General features: G+C 70.5%; 17 protein-coding genes. 9 read left to right on the top strand and 8 right to left on the bottom strand.

Going from position 1 to position 16,886, the window contains the following annotated elements:
• Nucleotides 1-79 precede the first annotated feature (79 nt).
• The gene (locus tag MKK70_RS27810; RefSeq protein WP_243951174.1) at nucleotides 80-973 is read left to right on the top strand and encodes a 3'(2'),5'-bisphosphate nucleotidase CysQ; all 894 of its coding nucleotides are present in this window, start codon (nucleotides 80-82) and stop codon (nucleotides 971-973) included.
• On the opposite strand, the gene MKK70_RS27805 is transcribed toward MKK70_RS27810, so the two are convergent.
• Nucleotides 951-1,403: a YHS domain-containing (seleno)protein gene (locus MKK70_RS27805; RefSeq protein ID WP_243935531.1), complete on the bottom strand. Its 453-nt coding sequence runs from the start codon at nucleotides 1,401-1,403 to the stop codon at nucleotides 951-953. The two genes, MKK70_RS27810 and MKK70_RS27805, sit on opposite strands and share 23 nt — an antisense overlap.
• Before the next feature lie 172 nt (nucleotides 1,404-1,575).
• Between MKK70_RS27805 and MKK70_RS27800 the strand changes: the two genes are divergently transcribed.
• The 5 genes from MKK70_RS27800 to lysA all read left to right on the top strand — a co-directional run bounded on the left by MKK70_RS27800 (nucleotide 1,576) and on the right by lysA (nucleotide 5,424).
• Entirely contained in the window at nucleotides 1,576-2,232 is a 657-nt protein-coding gene (locus tag MKK70_RS27800; protein WP_243935530.1) for a DUF1134 domain-containing protein, read from the top strand.
• Nucleotides 2,233-2,431: 199 nt separating this feature from the next.
• Nucleotides 2,432-3,133 (top strand): hypothetical protein, encoded by a 702-nt coding sequence (locus tag MKK70_RS27795; RefSeq protein ID WP_243951172.1) that lies wholly within the window; start codon nucleotides 2,432-2,434, stop codon nucleotides 3,131-3,133.
• A 130-nt stretch (nucleotides 3,134-3,263) separates the two neighbouring features.
• A complete protein-coding gene (locus MKK70_RS27790) occupies nucleotides 3,264-3,530 on the top strand; it encodes a 3',5'-cyclic-nucleotide phosphodiesterase (RefSeq protein ID WP_147729929.1) in 267 nt (88 codons plus the stop codon).
• A gap of 132 nt (nucleotides 3,531-3,662) precedes the next feature.
• Nucleotides 3,663-4,022: an LPS translocon maturation chaperone LptM gene (gene lptM, locus MKK70_RS27785; RefSeq protein WP_147841207.1), complete on the top strand. Its 360-nt coding sequence runs from the start codon at nucleotides 3,663-3,665 to the stop codon at nucleotides 4,020-4,022.
• Nucleotides 4,023-4,155: 133 nt separating this feature from the next.
• Nucleotides 4,156-5,424 (top strand): diaminopimelate decarboxylase, encoded by a 1,269-nt coding sequence (gene lysA, locus MKK70_RS27780; protein WP_243951170.1) that lies wholly within the window; start codon nucleotides 4,156-4,158, stop codon nucleotides 5,422-5,424.
• A gap of 15 nt (nucleotides 5,425-5,439) precedes the next feature.
• Here lysA and MKK70_RS27775 read toward each other — a convergent pair whose 3' ends face one another.
• Together MKK70_RS27775 and MKK70_RS27770 are read right to left on the bottom strand one after the other, a co-directional pair.
• On the bottom strand, nucleotides 5,440-6,912 hold the full coding sequence (locus tag MKK70_RS27775; RefSeq protein WP_243951168.1) for a SulP family inorganic anion transporter: 1,473 nt from the start codon (nucleotides 6,910-6,912) through the stop codon (nucleotides 5,440-5,442).
• A gap of 222 nt (nucleotides 6,913-7,134) precedes the next feature.
• Entirely contained in the window at nucleotides 7,135-8,178 is a 1,044-nt protein-coding gene (locus tag MKK70_RS27770) for a threonine aldolase family protein (protein WP_243936382.1), read from the bottom strand.
• Between the two features lie 404 nt (nucleotides 8,179-8,582).
• Between MKK70_RS27770 and rpsU the strand changes: the two genes are divergently transcribed.
• Nucleotides 8,583-8,903, top strand: coding sequence for a 30S ribosomal protein S21 (gene rpsU, locus MKK70_RS27765; protein ID WP_243935599.1), 321 nt, complete (start codon nucleotides 8,583-8,585; stop codon nucleotides 8,901-8,903).
• A gap of 138 nt (nucleotides 8,904-9,041) precedes the next feature.
• Here rpsU and MKK70_RS27760 read toward each other — a convergent pair whose 3' ends face one another.
• Nucleotides 9,042-9,434 (bottom strand): response regulator, encoded by a 393-nt coding sequence (locus MKK70_RS27760; protein WP_147725038.1) that lies wholly within the window; start codon nucleotides 9,432-9,434, stop codon nucleotides 9,042-9,044.
• A 339-nt stretch (nucleotides 9,435-9,773) separates the two neighbouring features.
• On the opposite strand from MKK70_RS27760, the gene MKK70_RS27755 reads away from it, so the two are divergent.
• Both MKK70_RS27755 and MKK70_RS27750 read left to right on the top strand, forming a co-directional pair.
• Nucleotides 9,774-10,565 carry a class II glutamine amidotransferase gene (locus tag MKK70_RS27755; RefSeq protein WP_147858564.1) on the top strand — a complete coding sequence of 264 codons (792 nt, stop codon included), beginning with the start codon at nucleotides 9,774-9,776 and terminating at the stop codon, nucleotides 10,563-10,565.
• A gap of 117 nt (nucleotides 10,566-10,682) precedes the next feature.
• Nucleotides 10,683-12,116 (top strand): NAD-dependent succinate-semialdehyde dehydrogenase, encoded by a 1,434-nt coding sequence (locus MKK70_RS27750; RefSeq protein WP_243951166.1) that lies wholly within the window; start codon nucleotides 10,683-10,685, stop codon nucleotides 12,114-12,116.
• Nucleotides 12,117-12,185: 69 nt separating this feature from the next.
• Here MKK70_RS27750 and MKK70_RS27745 read toward each other — a convergent pair whose 3' ends face one another.
• The 4 genes from MKK70_RS27745 to polA all read right to left on the bottom strand — a co-directional run bounded on the left by MKK70_RS27745 (nucleotide 12,186) and on the right by polA (nucleotide 16,882).
• Nucleotides 12,186-12,392, bottom strand: coding sequence for a SlyX family protein (locus MKK70_RS27745; RefSeq protein ID WP_147725031.1), 207 nt, complete (start codon nucleotides 12,390-12,392; stop codon nucleotides 12,186-12,188).
• A complete protein-coding gene (locus MKK70_RS27740; RefSeq protein WP_243951165.1) occupies nucleotides 12,389-13,135 on the bottom strand; it encodes a rhodanese-like domain-containing protein in 747 nt (248 codons plus the stop codon). Before MKK70_RS27740 ends, MKK70_RS27745 begins: the two co-directional genes overlap by 4 nt.
• Nucleotides 13,136-13,303: 168 nt before the next feature.
• Entirely contained in the window at nucleotides 13,304-13,624 is a 321-nt protein-coding gene (locus MKK70_RS27735) for a GIY-YIG nuclease family protein (RefSeq protein WP_243951163.1), read from the bottom strand.
• A gap of 189 nt (nucleotides 13,625-13,813) precedes the next feature.
• Nucleotides 13,814-16,882, bottom strand: coding sequence for a DNA polymerase I (polA, locus tag MKK70_RS27730; RefSeq protein ID WP_243951161.1), 3,069 nt, complete (start codon nucleotides 16,880-16,882; stop codon nucleotides 13,814-13,816).
• Nucleotides 16,883-16,886: the final 4 nt, after the last annotated feature.

Genomic DNA, 16,886 nt, shown 5'->3' with positions numbered 1-16,886 from the left:
GCGTCGGGACGGGCCGAACCCGATTTCGGCCTCCGCCATCGACAAGGATCGGTGGCTGGAGCAAGACGGTGCCATGGCAATGGCGGCATCATCCATCGTCTCCCTCTCCGGGCCGGAACGCGAGCGCATCGCCGCGTACCTGGCCGAGATCGCCTGCGCCGCCGGCGAGATCCTGCTCGGCCACCACGGCAACGACTGCCCGCACGTGCTCAAGGTGGACGGCTCGCCCTCGAGCCATGCCGACCTCGAGGCCGAGCAGCTGATCCTGGCCAAGCTCCTGGAACGGTTTCCGGCGATCCCGGTGGTGGCCGAGGAGACCTGCCACGACGTGCCGCCCGCCGACCGGTTCTTCCTGGTCGACCCCCTGGACGGCACCCGCGACTTCCTCGCCGGCAGCCCGGAATTCGCCGTGTGCATCGCCCTGATCGAGGGCAACCGCCCGGTCGCCGCGGCGCTGGCCGCGCCGGGCGTCGGCCGCGTCTGGCACGCGGGCGTCGCCGCGCACGAGGCGCCGATCGAGGCCGGCCGCCCCGGGCCCTCTCGCGCCGTCCGAACCCGGCCCGAGCCGCGGGACGGGCTGACCGCGCTCGGCAGCCGGCGCCACGGCGATTCCGAGACCGAGGCCTGCCTCGACGCGCTCGGCGTGACATCGCGCCGCGCGGCCGGCTCGGCCCTCAAGTTCGCGCTGATCGCCTCGGGCGAGGCCGACCTCTACGTCCGCTGCGGACCGACCATGGAATGGGACACCGCGGCCGGCGACCACATCCTGACCGCCGCCGGCGGCCGTGTCGTCACCCCCACCGGCCGGCCGATCATCTACGGCCGGCACGCGATGGCCTATCGCAACGGCCCGTTCGCGGCTCTGGGCAATCCGGCGCTCGCCGCCCGGGTCGCGCTTCCCGATCGCGGGCCGATCCTGCGGCCGCGGGAGGGCGCGGCGGTGACGCGGCTCACTCCCGTCCTCCGTCCGTGAGCGGCTGCAGGCTCGGCCAGGACGCCTCCGCCCGCTCCGCCAGCGTGGGGTCCGCCAGCACCCGATCCCGTCGCTCGGCGTTGCGGAACAGGTAAAGGCGCTCCTCGATCACCGCGAAGACCAGCGGATCGGCGTCGACCAGCCGTCCGTCGAGGATGCCGACGACGTCGTATCCGCCCAGCCGCGGCGTGTAGACCGTAGGGTCGCGCAGGTAGGCGGCGCGGTTGGCGGCACCGGCGAACCGCCAGGTCCTGCCGCCGCCGGAAGCCTCGAACGCGGACGAGCCCGCCCGCGGGCCCTTCGGCAGGAAGTAGCTCACCGGGTCGAAGCCCGAGAGCGCGAGCGGGCCGGCGACGGGCGTCTGTCCGATCGCCGGCTCCGCGAGGCCCGCCAGGACGAGGATGGCGCAGTCACGCCGCGTTAACCACATCGTGTCCACCTATCCCTCAGCTCGCGCCCGGATCGACCGCCGTGCGCTCCGGCGGCAGGTCTGCCGCATGTCCTTGGGGGCGGACGCAAGGCATCGTCCAGGTGCGCATCCAAGTCCAGGCCCGCGATCGCGTCCAATGACGGCGCCGCCTTCAGCGGATCGAGGAGGAACCATGACCACACCCGATTCCCCCCGCACGGCCACCCTGCGGCAGGACGCGCCGACACGCCGCCGCGCCCTGGCCGGCCTGAGCTCGGCCGGGCTCCTCGCCTTGTCGGCGGCCGCGTTCGGCGTTTCCGCGAGCGTGCCGGCCTCCGCCCGCGGCGTCGAGGATCCCGGCGCGCCGGAGACCTTCCGGCCACGCGAGATCGTCGATTCCGGCCACAAGTTCTTCGGCAGCGTCTCGCGCGGGCTGGCGCTCACGGTGCAGGAGGCGACCAAGCGCTGGGGCGAGCCCAACGGCTACATCCTCGGCCAGGAAGCCTCCGGCGCCATCGTCGGCGGCGTCCGGTACGGCGAGGGCACGCTCTACACCCGCAATGCGGGCCAGCGCCGGATCTACTGGCAGGGCCCGACCCTCGGCTTCGACATCGGCGGCGACGGCGACCGCACCATGATGCTGGTCTACAACCTGCCGGCGGTGAATGGGATCTACCGCCGCTTCGGCGGGGTCGACGGCTCGGCCTACTTCGTCGGCGGCTTCGGCATGACGGCGGTGACCAACGACGGCATCGTCGTGGTTCCGATCCGGACCGGCGTCGGCGCCCGCCTCGGCATCAACGTCGGCTATCTGAAGTTCACCGGCACGCCGACCTGGAACCCGTTCTGACGCGACCGAATCGCGACTTCGCGCCCGCGCGCAAAACCGGTTAGACTGCGCGTCAGCTTCGGCCGGGCATGCTCGGCCCGCGGGCACGGCATCCGGGTTCAGCCCCGGTGTCCGGGCTCGTTCTGCGTGTGGTCGCATCGTCGCACGAGCGGGCAGGGTCCGGTCTTGCGGCGGCGCTCAAGGGATCGAGTTCGCCCGCGTGATCGAAACCGTGATGGTCTTCGCCCTCGGCTTCCTGGTGGCGATCCTGTGCGCGCTGCTGGCGCTGCCCGCCGTGAACGCGCGCGCCGCCCGCCTGGCGCGGCGCCGGACGGAGGCGCAGCTGCCGCTGTCCGTCGGAGAGATCGCCGCCGAGAAGGACTTTCTGCGCGCCGAGTTCGCGGTGCGGCAGCGGCGGATGGAGCGTGCCGTCGAGGACGCGCGCAGCAAGCGCCAGGCCGACATGGCGGCCCTCGGCAACCGCACCATGGAGGCGGCCGCCCTCGCGCGCGACGTCGCCGCGCGCGACGCCGAGATCGCCGAGGCGCTGGCGCTTCGCGGTCGTCTCGAGAACGAGCTTTCGACCGCGCAGGCCGACGGCGCGTCGAGCCTCGCGACCCTGCTCGCCCTGGAAGAGGCGCATGCCGACCTCCTGGACAGCCTGCTCGCCGCGCGGAACGCCCTCGGCACGGTCGAGGACGTCCCATCCGATGCCGGCGCGGCGGAGAGCGAGGGCAGCGTGCGCGAAAAGCTCGCGGCCACCGAGGCGGCGCTCGCCAAGGCCGTGTCCGACCGCGGGGAGGCGGTCGAGCGCGAGAATGCGGACCTTCGCCGGCGCATCACCGAGGTGGCCGACACCCTGACTCAGCGCGAGCGCCTTCCGCCGGTGGCGGCCTACGCGATGCGTGCCTCCTCGCACTGAGCGGCCGTCGAGCCACCAAAATCCTAGGGTTGCGGTTGCGAAACCGCGCCGCGATGCCTTGTTTCCACCACGCGATGGCATCATCGCACCGCCATCCCCCCTCTCGATCCGACAGATGGAACGACGCCCCATGGCCTTGAAGCTCATGTCCCTCGCCCTCGCGCTCGGCCTGGCCGTGTCGTTCTCCGCGCCGGCCTCGGCGGCGCCCGAGACCAAGCGCGGCAACGAGACCCTGAAGAAGTACTGCACCGGCGATTACCTGAACTATTGCGGCAACCTTGCCCCCGAGGACCCGAAGCTCGATGCCTGCTTCGAGAAGAACTGGAAGTCGCTGTCCGAGAATTGCCGCCGGGCGATCGACGCCTACGAGGCGACCAACGGCGACAAGAAGGGCTGAACCGCCCGCTCGACCGAGCCGGTTCGGAGCGAAGCTGTGGCGCGCGAACGCTCGCCTCGCGTTCCGGCAACGGCTAAGGTGCGATCCTCCCTCGGGAGGACCGCCCCAGAAGTACCCGCCGGACCCTCCGCGATGCCGCCCACCCGCGTCCTGACGTTGACCCTCGCCACAGGCCTCGCCGCGCTCGCGCTGGCAGGGTGCGGCCGCCGCGGAGCCCTCGAGCCGCCGGGCGCCTCGGCGACGACGCCGCAACGGAGTGCGGCCCAAGGCACTCCCACGGCGACGGCCGGACCCCGGACCCTTCCGCAGAGCACCGGCCTCGGCGGCGGCACGCCGGAGCCCGATCCGTCCGCGGTCCGCGACGGCGACGAGCTGCCGCCCTCCGCGCTCGCCCCGGCCTCCGGCACGGAGGCGCCGGTCGAGACCGGCCGCGGGGCCAAGCGCGGCTATCGCATCCCGAAGGATCCCTTCATCCTCGATCCGCTGCTGTAGCGCGCCGCTCTCGCGCCGGACCGAACGGCGCCCTCGTCTTCCATCCTGCTCTCCCGCCCCGGGGGAGGCTTCCCCGCGGACGGGATCTCGAGCCGAACGGCGGATCTCGACGCTTCCCGGACACGGCCGAACGATGCACCATTTCCAGGATCGCGACGGACGCCTGCACGCCGAGGACGTCGACCTGACGGCCCTGGCCGAGCGGGTCGGGACGCCGTTCTACTGCTACAGCACCGCCACCCTGGAGCGGCACTTCCGCGTCTTCGCCGAGGCGTTCTCGGGCGACGACGCGCTGGTCTGCTTCGCCATGAAGGCGAATTCCAACCAGGCCGTACTGGCGACGCTCGCCCGGCGGGGCGCCGGCATGGACATCGTCTCCGAGGGCGAGCTGCTCCGCGCGCTTCGGGCCGGGGTCGACGCGCAGAAGATCGTGTTTTCCGGCGTCGGCAAGACCCGCGACGAGATGGCGGCAGCGCTGAAGGCCGGGATCTACTGCTTCAACGTCGAGAGCGAGCCCGAGCTGCTGGCGCTCTCCGAGGTGGCGACCAGCCTCGGGATCGAGGCGCCGGTCTCGATCCGGGTCAATCCCGACATCGACGCGGGCGGCCACGCCAAGATCTCGACGGGCAAGTACGAGAACAAGTTCGGCATCCCGATCACGCGTGCGCCCGCCGTCTACGCTCTGGCGGCGACCCTTCCGGGCCTCGCGATCCACGGCGTCGACATGCATATCGGCAGCCAGATCACCGATCTCGTGCCGTTCGAGAATGCGGCGCGGCTGCTCGCCGGGCTGGCCGGCCGGTTGATCGCCGAGGGCCATCCGATCCGCCACATCGATTTCGGGGGCGGCCTCGGCATCCCCTATCGCGAAGACAACACAGCCCCGCCGGACCCGGCGGCGCTCGCCGCGACGATCCGCCCGCATTTCGCCCCGCTCGGCCTGCGGCCGGTCTTCGAGATCGGCCGGATGATCGCGGGCAATGCCGGCATCCTGGTCACCCGCGTGGTCTACGTGAAGGAAAGCGAGGGGCGCACCTTCGTCATCGTGGATGCCGCGATGAACGACCTGATCCGGCCGACCCTCTACGAGGCCTATCACGCCATCCGCCCGGTGGAGGCTCCGGCCGCCGACGCGCCGCGCGTGACGGCGGACGTGGTCGGACCGGTCTGCGAGACCGGCGACTACCTCGCCCTGCAGCGCGAGATGCCGCGGGTCGTCGCCGGCGACCTGATCGCGGTGATGACGGCGGGCGCCTACGGAGCGGTCCAGGCCGGCACCTACAACACGCGCCGCCTCGTGCCCGAGGTGCTGGTCAGCGGTTCGCAGGCGGCGATCGTGCGCCCGCGCCAGAGCTACGACGCGTTGATCGGCCTCGACCGGATGCCCGACTGGCTCGCCTGAGCGCCGGCCGTCGCGTCAGTGTCCCGGTGCTGCCATCGCACCGGGCTTGTCGTGGGTGCCGAGACGTTCGACCAGGGTCGCGCTCGCGCGGTTGAGGCCGACGATCTCGACCGCCCGGCCGTGATGGCGGAACTTCAGCACCACCCGGTCGAGGGCATTGATCGCCGTGATGTCCCAGAAATGCGCCGCCGAAAGGTCGAGCACGATCCGCTCGGCGTCGTCGCGGAAATCGAACGCGCCGTGGAATGCCTCGGCCGTCGCGAAGAACAGCTGCCCGGTGACGACGTAGGTGCGGACCACGCCCTCCCGGCGGCTCTCGACGCGGAAGACGCGGGCGACCTTGCGCGCGAAGAACACGCCCGACAGCAGCACGCCGACGAGGACGCCGCGGGCGAGGTCGTGGGTTGCGACCACCACCGCGACGGTGGCGAGCATCACCACGCTGGACGAGCCCGGGTGCCGGGCGAGATCGCGGATCGAGCGCCAGGAGAAGGTCTGGATCGAGACGAAGATCATCACCGCGACTAGCGCCGCCATCGGGATCTGCCGGACGTAGGCGCCGAGCGCGACGATCAGGAACAGCAGGAAGCAGCCCGCCCACAGGCACGACAGGCGACCGCGGGCGCCGGAGGTGACGTTGATCACCGTCTGCCCGATCATGGCGCAGCCGGCCATGCCGCCGAAGAGGCCCGAGACGATGTTGGCGGTGCCCTGGCCGAGGCATTCCCGGCTCTTGTCGCTGCCGGTATCGGTCATCTCGTCGACGATCGCCGCCGTCATCAGCGATTCGAGCAGGCCGACCATGGCGACCGTGGCGGCGTAGGGCAGGATGATCCGCAAGGTCTCGAAGCTCAGAGGGACCTGCGGCGGCAGGAACGAGGGCAGGCTGCTCGGCAGCGCGCCCATGTCGCCGACCGTGCGGATCGGCAGCGCCAGCGCGATCGCGGCGATCGTCAGGACGACGATGCAGACGAGCGGGGAGGGCACCGCCCTGGTGAGGCGCGGAAGGCCGTAGATGATGGCCAGCCCGATCGCGACCATCGCGTAGACGGTCGGACCGCGCCCGATCAGCTCGGGCATCTGAGCGAGGAAGATCAGGATCGCGAGGGCATTGACGAAGCCGGTGATCACCGAGCGCGAGACGAAGCGCATCAGGTCGCCGAGCCGCAGCAGGCCGGCGCCGATCTGGATCAGGCCGGCGAGGATCGAGGCGGCCAGCAGGTATTGCAGGCCGTGCTCGCGCACCAGCCCCGCCATCACCAGGGCGGTGGCGCCGGTGGCGGCCGAGATCATCGCCGGCCGTCCGCCGACGATCGCGGTGGTCACCGCGATGCAGAACGAGGCGTAGAGCCCGACCTGCGGATCGACGCCGGCAATGAGCGAGAAGGCGATCGCCTCCGGAATGAGCGCGAGCGCGACGACGGTGCCGGCGAGGAGCTCGCGCGGCACGTGCGGGGCCCATTCGGCCCGCAAGGTTTGAAAGGTCATGCAAAGGATCCGGCCCGCGCCCGCGGAGGGCGGCGTGCGGGCTCATGAGAGACGGGATTTCGACGGGAGACGGTTCGGCGGCCCAAGCACGATGCCCGGTGGAAACGGGGACCGCGGGGCGTCGCGCGCGCTACGGCGGCGTCATCGATGACGGGCGAACGTCTGCCGGAACCATGAGCCCCTGTTAGACAGCGGCACCCGGCCACGCAACCCGCCGCCCGCTCATGCCGGTGCCGCAGCGACGGCGCGCAGATCCGCAACCAGCTCAGCGACGCGCTCACGCTTCGCGTCCCAGGCGAACATGAACCGGGCTCCACCACCGATGAAGGTGTAGAAGCGCCAGCCCCTGCCGCGCAGGCGTTCCATCGTGTCCGCCGGCATCGCCAGGAACACGGCGTTGGCCTGGACCGGGAACATCGGCGCGATGCCGGGCATGTCCGCGACCGCCGCCGCGAAGTCCTGTGCGCAGGCGTTGCCGTGCGCGGCGTTTCTCAGCCACGCCCCGCTCTCCAGCATCCCGACCCAGGGGGCCGAGAGGAAGCGCATCTTCGAGGCGAGCTGCCCCGCCTGCTTGCAACGATAGCCGAAATCCTCGGCCAGTGCGGCGTCGAAGAACACCACCGCCTCGCCGGCATGCATGCCGTTCTTGGTGCCGCCGAAGCAGAGCACGTCGACGCCCGACCGCCACGTCATGTCCGCCGCGCTGCATCCGAGATGGGCGCAGGCGTTGGCGAAGCGGGCCCCGTCCATGTGCAGCGACAGGCCGAGGTCGCGGCAGGTCGCCGAGATCGCCCGCAACTCGGCGAGGGTGTAGACCTGCCCCGTCTCGGTCGGCTGCGTCACCGTCACCACGCGGACCTTCGGGAAGTGGATGTCCTTGCGGTTGGTGGCGAGCGCCCGGATCGCGTCCGGGGTCAGCTTGCCGCTCTCGGTGCGGACCGTGAGCAGCTTCGAGCCGTTCGAGAAGAACTCCGGCGCGCCGCACTCGTCGGTCTCCACGTGGGCGGCGTCGGCACAGATCACGCTGTGGTAGGAGCGGCAGAGCGCGGCCAGCGCCAGCGCGTTGGCGGCCGTGCCGTTGAAGGCGAAGAACACCTCGCAGCGGCTCTCGAACAGGGTGCGGAAGGCGTTCGCCGCGCGTGCCGTCCAGGCATCCTCGCCGTAGGCCGGCGCATGCCCCGCATTGGCGGCCGCCATCGCCGCCCAGGCTTCCGGGCAGATGCCGGAATAGTTGTCGCTGGCGAATTGCTGCGCGTCGTCGGTCATCGCTGTCTCTCACCCGTCATGAGCGTCCCTTCGCCAGCCCTGCCGGGACGAGTCCGGCCTGGGATGTCATACCCGACTTAGGACGGCATTGCAGGAGCCGGGCCGGATTGCTGCGCCCGGCATGCCCTGTGCGGGCGGACGACGGCTTTACGCCCTGCGTCCGCGCGGTCACACCGCACGCGGATCGACGTCGCGTCGCCAATCCGGTTGGAACTCGCGGGCGCTTGGTGTAAGAGCCTGCCCAAGGTGCAGATTTGGTGCCGAATCGAGACGGTCCGAACCGCGTCCCGCCCGGGCGATCCCCGGGTCCGGGGCGCTGTCGGTTTCCCGCAACGCTCGCGGGCGTCACGCTGACCGCGCCGACCGAATGCCACGTTCAAACCGGTTCTAGAGGATCCACTCCGTTGCAGGTACTCGTTCGCGATAACAACGTCGATCAGGCGCTCCGCGTCCTCAAGAAGAAGATGCAGCGCGAAGGCATCTTCCGCGAGATGAAGCAGCGCAAGGCCTACGAGAAGCCGTCCGTGCGCAAGGCGCGCGAGAAGGCCGAGGCGGTCCGTCGCGCCCGCAAGCAGGCCCGCAAGACCGCAATCCGCGAGGGCCTGATCGCTGCTCCGAAGCCGAAGCCCCGTTTCGGCGCCGGCGCCCCCCGTCGTCCCGGCTTCCCGTCGATGACCCCGTCCGCTCCGGCCAGCGGCGCTCCGGCGGCTTCCGCCGCCGAGTAAGACGATCCGGGCCGCGAGGCCCGTCGATCGCGATCCTCGAAAAAGGCCCGGCCGCCCTTGCGGTCCGGGCTTTTTTTGTTCGTGAAAGGATTTCGGACGACGCCGCGTGCGCCGTCCTCGTATCGGACCGGAACGCGCTCAGGCGGCGCGGGCGGCTTCCGTCGCATGCTCGGCCTGGACCAGCACGTCGAGGGCGCGCCACGGCTTCTGCATGAACACCGCCTGCGCCGGCATCCTCGCATCGCCGCCGGCATCGTAGCCCGAGGTCACCACCACCCGCACGTCCGGCCAGCGGCGCTCGACGGTGCGGGCGAGCGCGAGCCCATCCATGGCGCCCGGCAGGCGGATGTCGGCGAAGAGCAGCGCGACGGTGACGTCGTCGCGCTCCAGGATCGAGATCGCGGCCTCCGCGCTGTCGCAGGCGATCACCCCGAGGTCGGTCTCCTCGAGCACGGCGGCGGCGAGGTTGCGGACCGCGGCATCGTCCTCGACGACAAGGGCGACCGGACAAGGGGAGGGGGCGCGGTCCATGGGACCTCCTTCACGAGATGTTGCGGATGCGGGTTCGATGCCTGACCGGCGACGCGACCTCATGCGTGGGGCGCTGATTCCCGGATGAGCCATGCTGCGCCGTCCGAAGCCGGGTAACAAGAGTCCGAATTCGTCTCAAGCGCATGCCTGCGTTGCGACCGGTTTGGCGAGGATCCGTTCAGGAGCGCACAAACTCCGTGCATGCTGCAGTGCGTTAGCGAACTGTTCATCATCGACAACGAAATGTTACGGTTCGGCGACGGCGCGGCACCGAGCTTGCCCGAGGGCAGACTAGGTGAGGTTCGCGCCAGCGCGATCAGCAAGAGGTTGGCCCCAGCCATGTGCCGCTTCCTGGCCTATAGCGGTGAGCCGGTTTTCCTGTCGGACCTCGTCTGCGCGCCGACGCACTCGCTCGTGCATCAATCGTTGCACGCCGAGCAGGGGAAGACCGAGACCAACGGCGACGGCTTCGGCCTCGGCTGGTACGGCGAACGACCGGAGCCGGGCGTCTATCGCGACATCTCGCCCGCCTGGTCGGACGAGAACCTCGTCAACCTGTGCGGGCAGGTCCGCGCGCGGACCTTCTTCGCGCACGTGCGCGCCTCCACCGGGACGGCGACCGCGCGGACCAACTGCCACCCCTTCGTGAACGGCCGGCACCTGTTCATGCACAACGGTCAGATCGGCGGATACCTGCGGATCAAGCGACGCCTCGAGGCGCTGATCCCGGACGCCCTGTACGACGGGCGTCGCGGCAGCACCGACTCCGAGGCCCTTTTCCTGCTCGCCCTCTCCAACGGCCTTGCCGAGGACCCGATCGGCGCCATGGCCGAGACCTTGGCCACCGTGCGCGACCTGATGAAGGCGGCCGGCATCACCGAGCCGCTGCGCTTCACCGCGCTGCTGACCGACGGCGACGAGCTCATCGCCTATCGGTGGGCCTGCGATGCGCGGCCCCCGAGCCTGTACTATCGCCAGACCGAGGCCGGCCTGGTCGTGGTCTCCGAGCCGATCGACGGCGCCAAGGACGGCTGGCAGGTCGTGCCGAAGGGCGGCACGCTGCGCGCGCGCCGCGGCGGACCCGTCACGGTGAAGGGCCCGGAGCCGGTCAAGCGCAGCATCGCCGCCTGAGCCGGACATCCCGGCCGGTTCGTTCCCGCCGGCGCCTTGCCCCCGGCGGCGTCGAGCGCGACATTGCCTCGGTCGCCGGCCCATCGCGGCCGGCCGGGCAGGGATCGCAGGGCCGACATGTATCCGGACGTGACGCTTCACATCGCCGGCGCCTGGGTCGCCGGTTCGGGCGGCGAGACGCTGCCGGTGCTCAACCCCGCCACCGGCGAGACCATCGGGCGATGCGCCGTCGCCACCCGGGACGACCTCGACCGGGCGCTCGAGGCCGCCGCGCGCGGCTTCGCGCAGTGGCGCAAGGTCTCGGCCTTCGATCGCGGCAAGGTGCTGCGCCGGGCCGCCGACCTGCTGCGGGAGCGCGCCGACGCCATCGCCCGGATCATGACGCTGGAGCAGGGCAAGCCCCTCGCCGAGGCGCGCATCGAGACGATGGCCGCGGCAGACGTCACCGACTGGTTCGCCGAGGAAGGCAAGCGCGCCTACGGCCGGGTGATCCCGCCCCGCGGCGACGGGGTGCTGCAGTTCGTGGTGCGCGAGCCGGTCGGGCCGGTGGCCTGCTTCACCCCGTGGAACTTCCCGATCAACCAGGCCGTCCGCAAGATCGCCGCCGCGCTCTGCACCGGCAATCCGGTGATCCTCAAGGGCCCCGAGGACACGCCGGCGAGCTGCGCCGAGCTGGTGCGCGCCTACCTCGATGCCGGCGTGCCGGGCGATTGCCTCGCGCTGGTCTACGGCGATCCGGCGACGATCTCGTCGTACCTGATCCCGCATCCGGTGATCCGGAAGATCTCGTTCACCGGCTCGACCGTGGTCGGCAAGCAGCTCGCGGCCCTGGCCGGCCAGCACATGAAGCGGGCGACGATGGAGCTCGGCGGCCACGCGCCGGCGATCGTCTTCGGCGATGCCGACGTCGAGAAGGCGGTGGCGGTTCTCGGCGCCAACAAGTTCCGCAACGCCGGCCAAGTCTGCGTCGCGCCGACCCGCTTTCTCGTCCACGATTCGGTGTTCGACCGCTTCGTCGACGGCTTCACCGACCTCGCCTCCAACCTGAAGGTCGGCGACGGCCTCGATCCCGAGACGAAGATGGGGCCCCTGATCCACGGGCGGCGCCTGGAGGCGATGGAAGCGCTGGTCGCCGATGCCAATGCGCAGGGCGCCACGCTGCGCACCGGCGGCAAGCGCATCGGCAACCGCGGCAACTTCTTCGAGCCGACGGTGCTGACCGACCTGCCGCTCACGTCCCGGATCATGAACGAGGAGCCGTTCGGCCCCGTCGCGGCGATCCAGCGCTTCTCCGACGACGCGGAAGCCTACGCGGAGGCCAACCGCCTGCCCTACGGCTTGGCGGCCTACGCCTACACCCGCTCGTCGGAGCGGGCGACGCGGGTGTCGAGCATGGTCGAGAGCGGCATGGTCTCGATCAACCACCACGGCATCGCCCTGCCGGAGACGCCCTTCGGCGGGGTGAAGGAATCCGGCTACGGCAGCGAGGGCGGCTCCGAAGCGCTGGACGGCTACCTCGCGACCAAGTTCGTCACGCAGGCGAATTTCTAGGCCTCGAAGGCAGGTTCACCGCGTCTTCTCTCCCCCCTCCGCGGGGGAGGGAAGGGCGCGCTGATGCCCTCAATAATGCGGCGGTGGGGGCTCGGCGCCGCCGGCAGCCGTGCGAGCGCCCGCCTCCTCGACGCGCTCGATCAGCGATTCCACCTGCCGCCGCAGCCGGTCGATCAGCCGCCACTGCTCGGTGACGGTGCGGTTGAGGTCGTCGATGGTCGCGTCCTGCTCGGTGAGGCGCATCTCGAGATGGTCGATGCGGGCGGACTCGCTCATCGCAGGGCCTCCGGCGGATGGTCGGGCCGCTCGGCCAGCGCCGGCCCCAGCGCGATGCGGCCGTCGAAGACGAAGCAGTCGCCGGTCCAGCGGCTCTCGGCCTCCGGCACGGTCTCGAGGTATTTCAGGATGCCACCCTGGAGCAGATGGACGTGCGCGAACCCGCGCGCCTTGAGGTAGGCGCCGGCCTTCTCGCAGCGGATGCCGCCGGTGCAGAACAGCGCCACTTCCGCACCGGGATCGAGCGTCTCCGCGAACGCGCGAAACTCGCCGAAGCGCGATAGCCCCGGATCGACCGCGCCCGCGAACGTGCCGAGCGCCACCTCGAACCGGTTGCGGGTGTCGACCGCCACCACCCCTGGCCGGTCGAGCAGCGCGTTCCAGTCCTCGGGGGCGACGTAGGTCCCGACCCCGTCGGCCGGGTCGGTGGCGCCGCCGTCGAAGGTCACGATCTCCGGCTTGCGCTTCACCTTCATCCGCGCGAACGGCGGTGCCTCGGCCGTCGACAGCTTGCATTCGAGCCGATCGAGGCGGCCGCCGAACAGGTCGGGCCCGTTCAGGGCGGCGAGGAACGCCGCGATCGCCTCGGCCGAGCCTGCCACCGTGCCGTTGATGCCTTCGTGCGCCAGCAGGAGCGTGCCGGTCAGGCCGAGGTCTTTGCACAAGCCCTCGATCACCGGCGCGAGCGTTGCGGCATCGGGGAGGGGGACGAACTGGTAGAGGGTGGCGACGGTTTGGGGCATGGCGGCGGTGTACCAGGGCCTACCTATCCAGGGAATTCATGCGAGGTTCGGCCCTCCAGCCCGCGACCTCATCCTGAGGCGCCGGAGCGGAGCGGAGGCCTCGAAGGAGCTTCCAGCCGGCCGCGTGATCCCTGGAGGGCTCCTTCGAGGCCCGCTGACGCGGGCACCTCAGGATGAGGTGGGTGGTTCGGCTCGAGTTCGTGTTGCGGGGCGTTTGGCCAAGTCCTGCAGAACGGTCCAATCGCTGCGGATCAGCGCTTCCTTCTTGGCCCGCGTCCAACCCTTGAGGCGCCGTTCCATCGCGATCGCATCGGTGATCCGGTCGAACGACTCCGACCAAACCAGCTCGACCGGTCGCCTCCGGCTCGTATAACCCGGATAGGTCCCGGCCTGATGCTCGCCGATCCGGCGATCGAGCGATTCTCCGCGCGCGGAACCGACATAGTAACTGCCGTCAGCGCATCGCAGGATGTAGACGAAGGCGCTCATCGCACACCCAATTCGAACCAACGCTGTTTGGATGATCGGGCAAAGCCGTCGATCCGGCCATCCCCCTCATCCTAAGGTGCTCGCGTCAGCGAGCCTCGAAGGAGGCCTCCAGAACCCTCGACGCCTCAGGATGCGGTGGTTTGACGGAGGTCTGAAGCTCGATCACTTGACGACCGGGTGAGCCCCCGCTCAATGCGCCTCCTCCCAGTTCTCCGCTGCCCGCGCCTCGACCACCAGCGGCACGTGGAGCGTGAGCGCCGGGGCCGGGGCCTCTTCCATGATGCGCTTGATCACCGGGATCGCGCGATCCACCTCGGCCTCGTTCGTCTCGAACACCAGCTCGTCGTGCACCTGCAGCAGCATGCGGACGTTCAGGCGCTCGGCGGTGAGCGCCGCCTCCATCCGGGTCATCGCCCGGCGGATGATGTCGGCGGCGGTGCCCTGGATCGGGGCGTTGATCGCCTGCCGCTCGACGCTGGCGCGCTCGGACGGGTTGTTGGAGCGGATCTGCGGGTAGTGGCAGACGCGGCCGAACAGGGTCGTGACGTAGCCCTTGTCGCGGCAGGCGCGCTTGGTGGTGTCGATGTAGTCGCGGATGCCCGGGAAGCGCTCGAAATACTGCTTGATGAACAGGCTCGCCTCCTCGCGGCCGATGCCGAGGCGGTCGGCGAGCCCGAAGGCCGAGATGCCGTAGATGATGCCGAAGTTGATGGTCTTGGCCCGCCGCCGCAGGTCCGGCGTCATCTCGGAGAGCGGCACGCCGAACATGGCGCTCGCGGTCGCTGCATGGATGTCGATGCCGTCGGCGAAGGCCTGCCGCAGCTGCGGGATGTCGGCCATGTGGGCGAGCAGGCGCAGCTCGATCTGGCTGTAGTCGGCCGAGATCAGGCGGTTGCCGGGGTCGGCGACGAAGGCGCGGCGGATGCGGCGGCCCTCCTCGGTGCGGATCGGGATGTTCTGCAGGTTCGGGTCCGACGAGGACAGCCGTCCGGTAGTGGTGGCGGCGAGCGAGAACGAGGTGTGGACCCGGTTGGTGTCGCGGTCGGCGTGCTCTTGCAGCGAGTCGGTGTAGGTCGACTTCAGCTTGGCGAGCTGGCGCCAGTTGAGAATCTTCTTCGGAAGGTCGTGCCCGGCCTGGGCCAGCTCCTCGAGCAGGGTCGCTGGCGTCGCCCATTGGCCGGACGGCGTCTTCTTGGCGCCGGGCAGGCCCATCTTGCCGAACAGGATGTCGCCGATCTGCTTCGGTGAGGAAACCTGGAAGCGCTCGCCGGCATCCTCCTGGATCTCCTCCTCGAGACGCGCCAGGATCTGCGAGAAGTCGCCGGACAGCCGCGAGAGCATGTTGCGGTCGACGCGGATGCCGTGCTGCTCCATCCGGGCGATCACCGCGATCAGGGGCCGTTCCAGGGTCTCGTAGACGGCGAGCCGCCGCTCGGCGACGAGGCGGGGCTTCATCATCCGCCACAGCCGCAGCGTCACGTCGGCATCCTCGGCCGCGTAGGCGGTGGCCCTGTCGAGCGGCACCCGGTCGAAGGTGACCTTGGCCTTGCCGGTGCCGGCCACGTCCGAGAAGGTGATCGGCTGGTGGCCGAGATGGCGCTTGGCGAGTTCGTCCATGCCGTGCCCGCCCTTGCCGGCATCGAGCACGTAGGAGATCAGCATGGTGTCGTCGCACGGCGCCACGGTGATGCCGTAGCGCTGGAACACGAGCCAATCGTATTTCAGGTTCTGCGCCACCTTGAGCACGCTCGGGGTCTCGAGCAGCGGCCTCAGCCGACTGAGCGCGGCGTCGCGGTCGATCTGCGAAGGCAGCGGCTCCACGAGATCGGACGCCGTCGCCCCGCCGCCGAACAGGTCGTCGGCGTTCGGCGCGGCCTCGACCGCGCGGACATGGGCGAGGGGGATGTAGGCGGCGCGCCCCGGCGCGACGCAGAGCGACACGCCGACGAGGTTGGCGTGGTGCGCATCGAGCGAGTCGGTCTCGGTGTCGACTGCGATCACACCGACCTCGTGCGCTTCGGCGATCCAGGCATCGAGATGCTCGAGCGAGAGGATCGTCTCGTAGGCGCTGGTGTCGAACGGCTTGCTCGCCTCCGCCGCGCGCGCCGCGACGAGGTTCGACGGCGTCGGATCGGACGGGCCGCGGGCTTTGGGCGCGGCGTCCGGCAGGCCGAGATCGGCGAAGGGGTCGATCTCGGCGCCGTCCCCGGCCGCGGCCGCGGCGTCGGAGAAGGGGGCGTCGTCGCCCGGGACATGGCCCGGGAGCAGGCGCGGATCGGGCTTCACCGCTTCCGGGTCGACATGCAGCATCGCGGCGATGCGCCGGGTCAGCGTGTTGAACTCCATCGCCTTGAGGAAGCCGACGAGCTTTTCCGGGTCGGGCTTGGGCAGGCGTAGGTCGTCGAGCGCCACCGGCACGTCGACGTCCTCGACCAGGGCCACGAGCCGGCGCGAGAGCCGCGCCTGCTCGATGCCGGCGAGCAGCATCTCGCGGCGCTTGGGTTGCTTGATCTCGCCCGCCCGCTCCAGCAGCTGCTCGAGGCTGCCGTATTCCTTGATCAAGGCCGCCGCGGTCTTCAGGCCGATGCCGGGAACGCCGGGCACGTTGTCGGAGGTGTCGCCGATCAGCGCCAGCGCGTCGCCGATCTGGTTCGGCTGCAGGCCTTCCCACTTGGCGACGATCGCCGCCTCGTCGAGGTTGCGCTCGGGGCGGTGGCCCGGCTTGCCCTTGGAGCCGGATTCGAAATCGTAGAACCGAACCAGCGGCCCGACGAGCTGCATCAGGTCCTTGTCGGACGACACGATGATGACGCCGGCGCCCCGCGCCTCGGCCTGCCGGGCATAGGTGGCGATCAGGTCGTCGGCCTCGTAGCGCTCCATCTCGATCGCATGCAGGCCGAAGGCCCGCACCGCGTCGCGCATCAGTGGCATCTGCCGCTTCAGGTCGTCCGGCGCGTCGGGGCGGTGGCCCTTGTAGTCGGAGTAGAGCTCCTTGCGGAACGAGCCCTCCGACTTGTCGAAGACGATGCCGAGATGGGTCGGGCAGATGCCGGCCGCGCCCTCCTGAACGAACTGCGCGATCTTGGTGCAGAACAGCCGCACCGCACCGGTCGGCAGCCCGTCCGAGGGACGGAAGTTGAACTTTTCCGGCTGGTTTATCGCCTGGAAGTAGGCCCGGAAGATGAACGACGACCCGTCCACCAGGATCACTTGATCGCCGGGGCCGACGGGGGAGGCGGTTTCGTTTTCAGCGCTCATCGGC

Origin of the sequence: Methylobacterium sp. E-041 (assembly GCF_022829665.1) — a bacterium.
Lineage (GTDB): Bacteria > Pseudomonadota > Alphaproteobacteria > Rhizobiales > Beijerinckiaceae > Methylobacterium.
Note: the sequence above shows the minus strand (reverse complement) of the source record. Positions and strands in the feature narration are given on the sequence as shown.

Bases quoted from the DNA above. Each gene is read 5' to 3' on its own strand.
- MKK70_RS27805 (WP_243935531.1), bottom strand. From the start codon at position 1,403: ATGTGGTTAACGCGGCGTGACTGCGCCATCCTCGTCCTGGCGGGCCTC.
- MKK70_RS27760 (WP_147725038.1), bottom strand. From the start codon at position 9,434: ATGGACCGCGCCCCCTCCCCTTGTCCGGTCGCCCTTGTCGTCGAGGAC.
- MKK70_RS27755 (WP_147858564.1), top strand. From the start codon at position 9,774: ATGTGCCGCTTCCTGGCCTATAGCGGTGAGCCGGTTTTCCTGTCGGAC.
- MKK70_RS27775 (WP_243951168.1), bottom strand. From the start codon at position 6,912: ATGACCTTTCAAACCTTGCGGGCCGAATGGGCCCCGCACGTGCCGCGC.
- MKK70_RS27735 (WP_243951163.1), bottom strand. From the start codon at position 13,624: ATGAGCGCCTTCGTCTACATCCTGCGATGCGCTGACGGCAGTTACTAT.
- MKK70_RS27740 (WP_243951165.1), bottom strand. From the start codon at position 13,135: ATGCCCCAAACCGTCGCCACCCTCTACCAGTTCGTCCCCCTCCCCGAT.
- MKK70_RS27750 (WP_243951166.1), top strand. From the start codon at position 10,683: ATGTATCCGGACGTGACGCTTCACATCGCCGGCGCCTGGGTCGCCGGT.
- lptM (WP_147841207.1), top strand. From the start codon at position 3,663: ATGCCGCCCACCCGCGTCCTGACGTTGACCCTCGCCACAGGCCTCGCC.
- MKK70_RS27810 (WP_243951174.1), top strand. From the start codon at position 80: ATGGCGGCATCATCCATCGTCTCCCTCTCCGGGCCGGAACGCGAGCGC.
- MKK70_RS27770 (WP_243936382.1), bottom strand. From the start codon at position 8,178: ATGACCGACGACGCGCAGCAATTCGCCAGCGACAACTATTCCGGCATC.
- MKK70_RS27800 (WP_243935530.1), top strand. From the start codon at position 1,576: ATGACCACACCCGATTCCCCCCGCACGGCCACCCTGCGGCAGGACGCG.
- MKK70_RS27745 (WP_147725031.1), bottom strand. From the start codon at position 12,392: ATGAGCGAGTCCGCCCGCATCGACCATCTCGAGATGCGCCTCACCGAG.
- lysA (WP_243951170.1), top strand. From the start codon at position 4,156: ATGCACCATTTCCAGGATCGCGACGGACGCCTGCACGCCGAGGACGTC.
- MKK70_RS27790 (WP_147729929.1), top strand. From the start codon at position 3,264: ATGGCCTTGAAGCTCATGTCCCTCGCCCTCGCGCTCGGCCTGGCCGTG.
- polA (WP_243951161.1), bottom strand. From the start codon at position 16,882: ATGAGCGCTGAAAACGAAACCGCCTCCCCCGTCGGCCCCGGCGATCAA.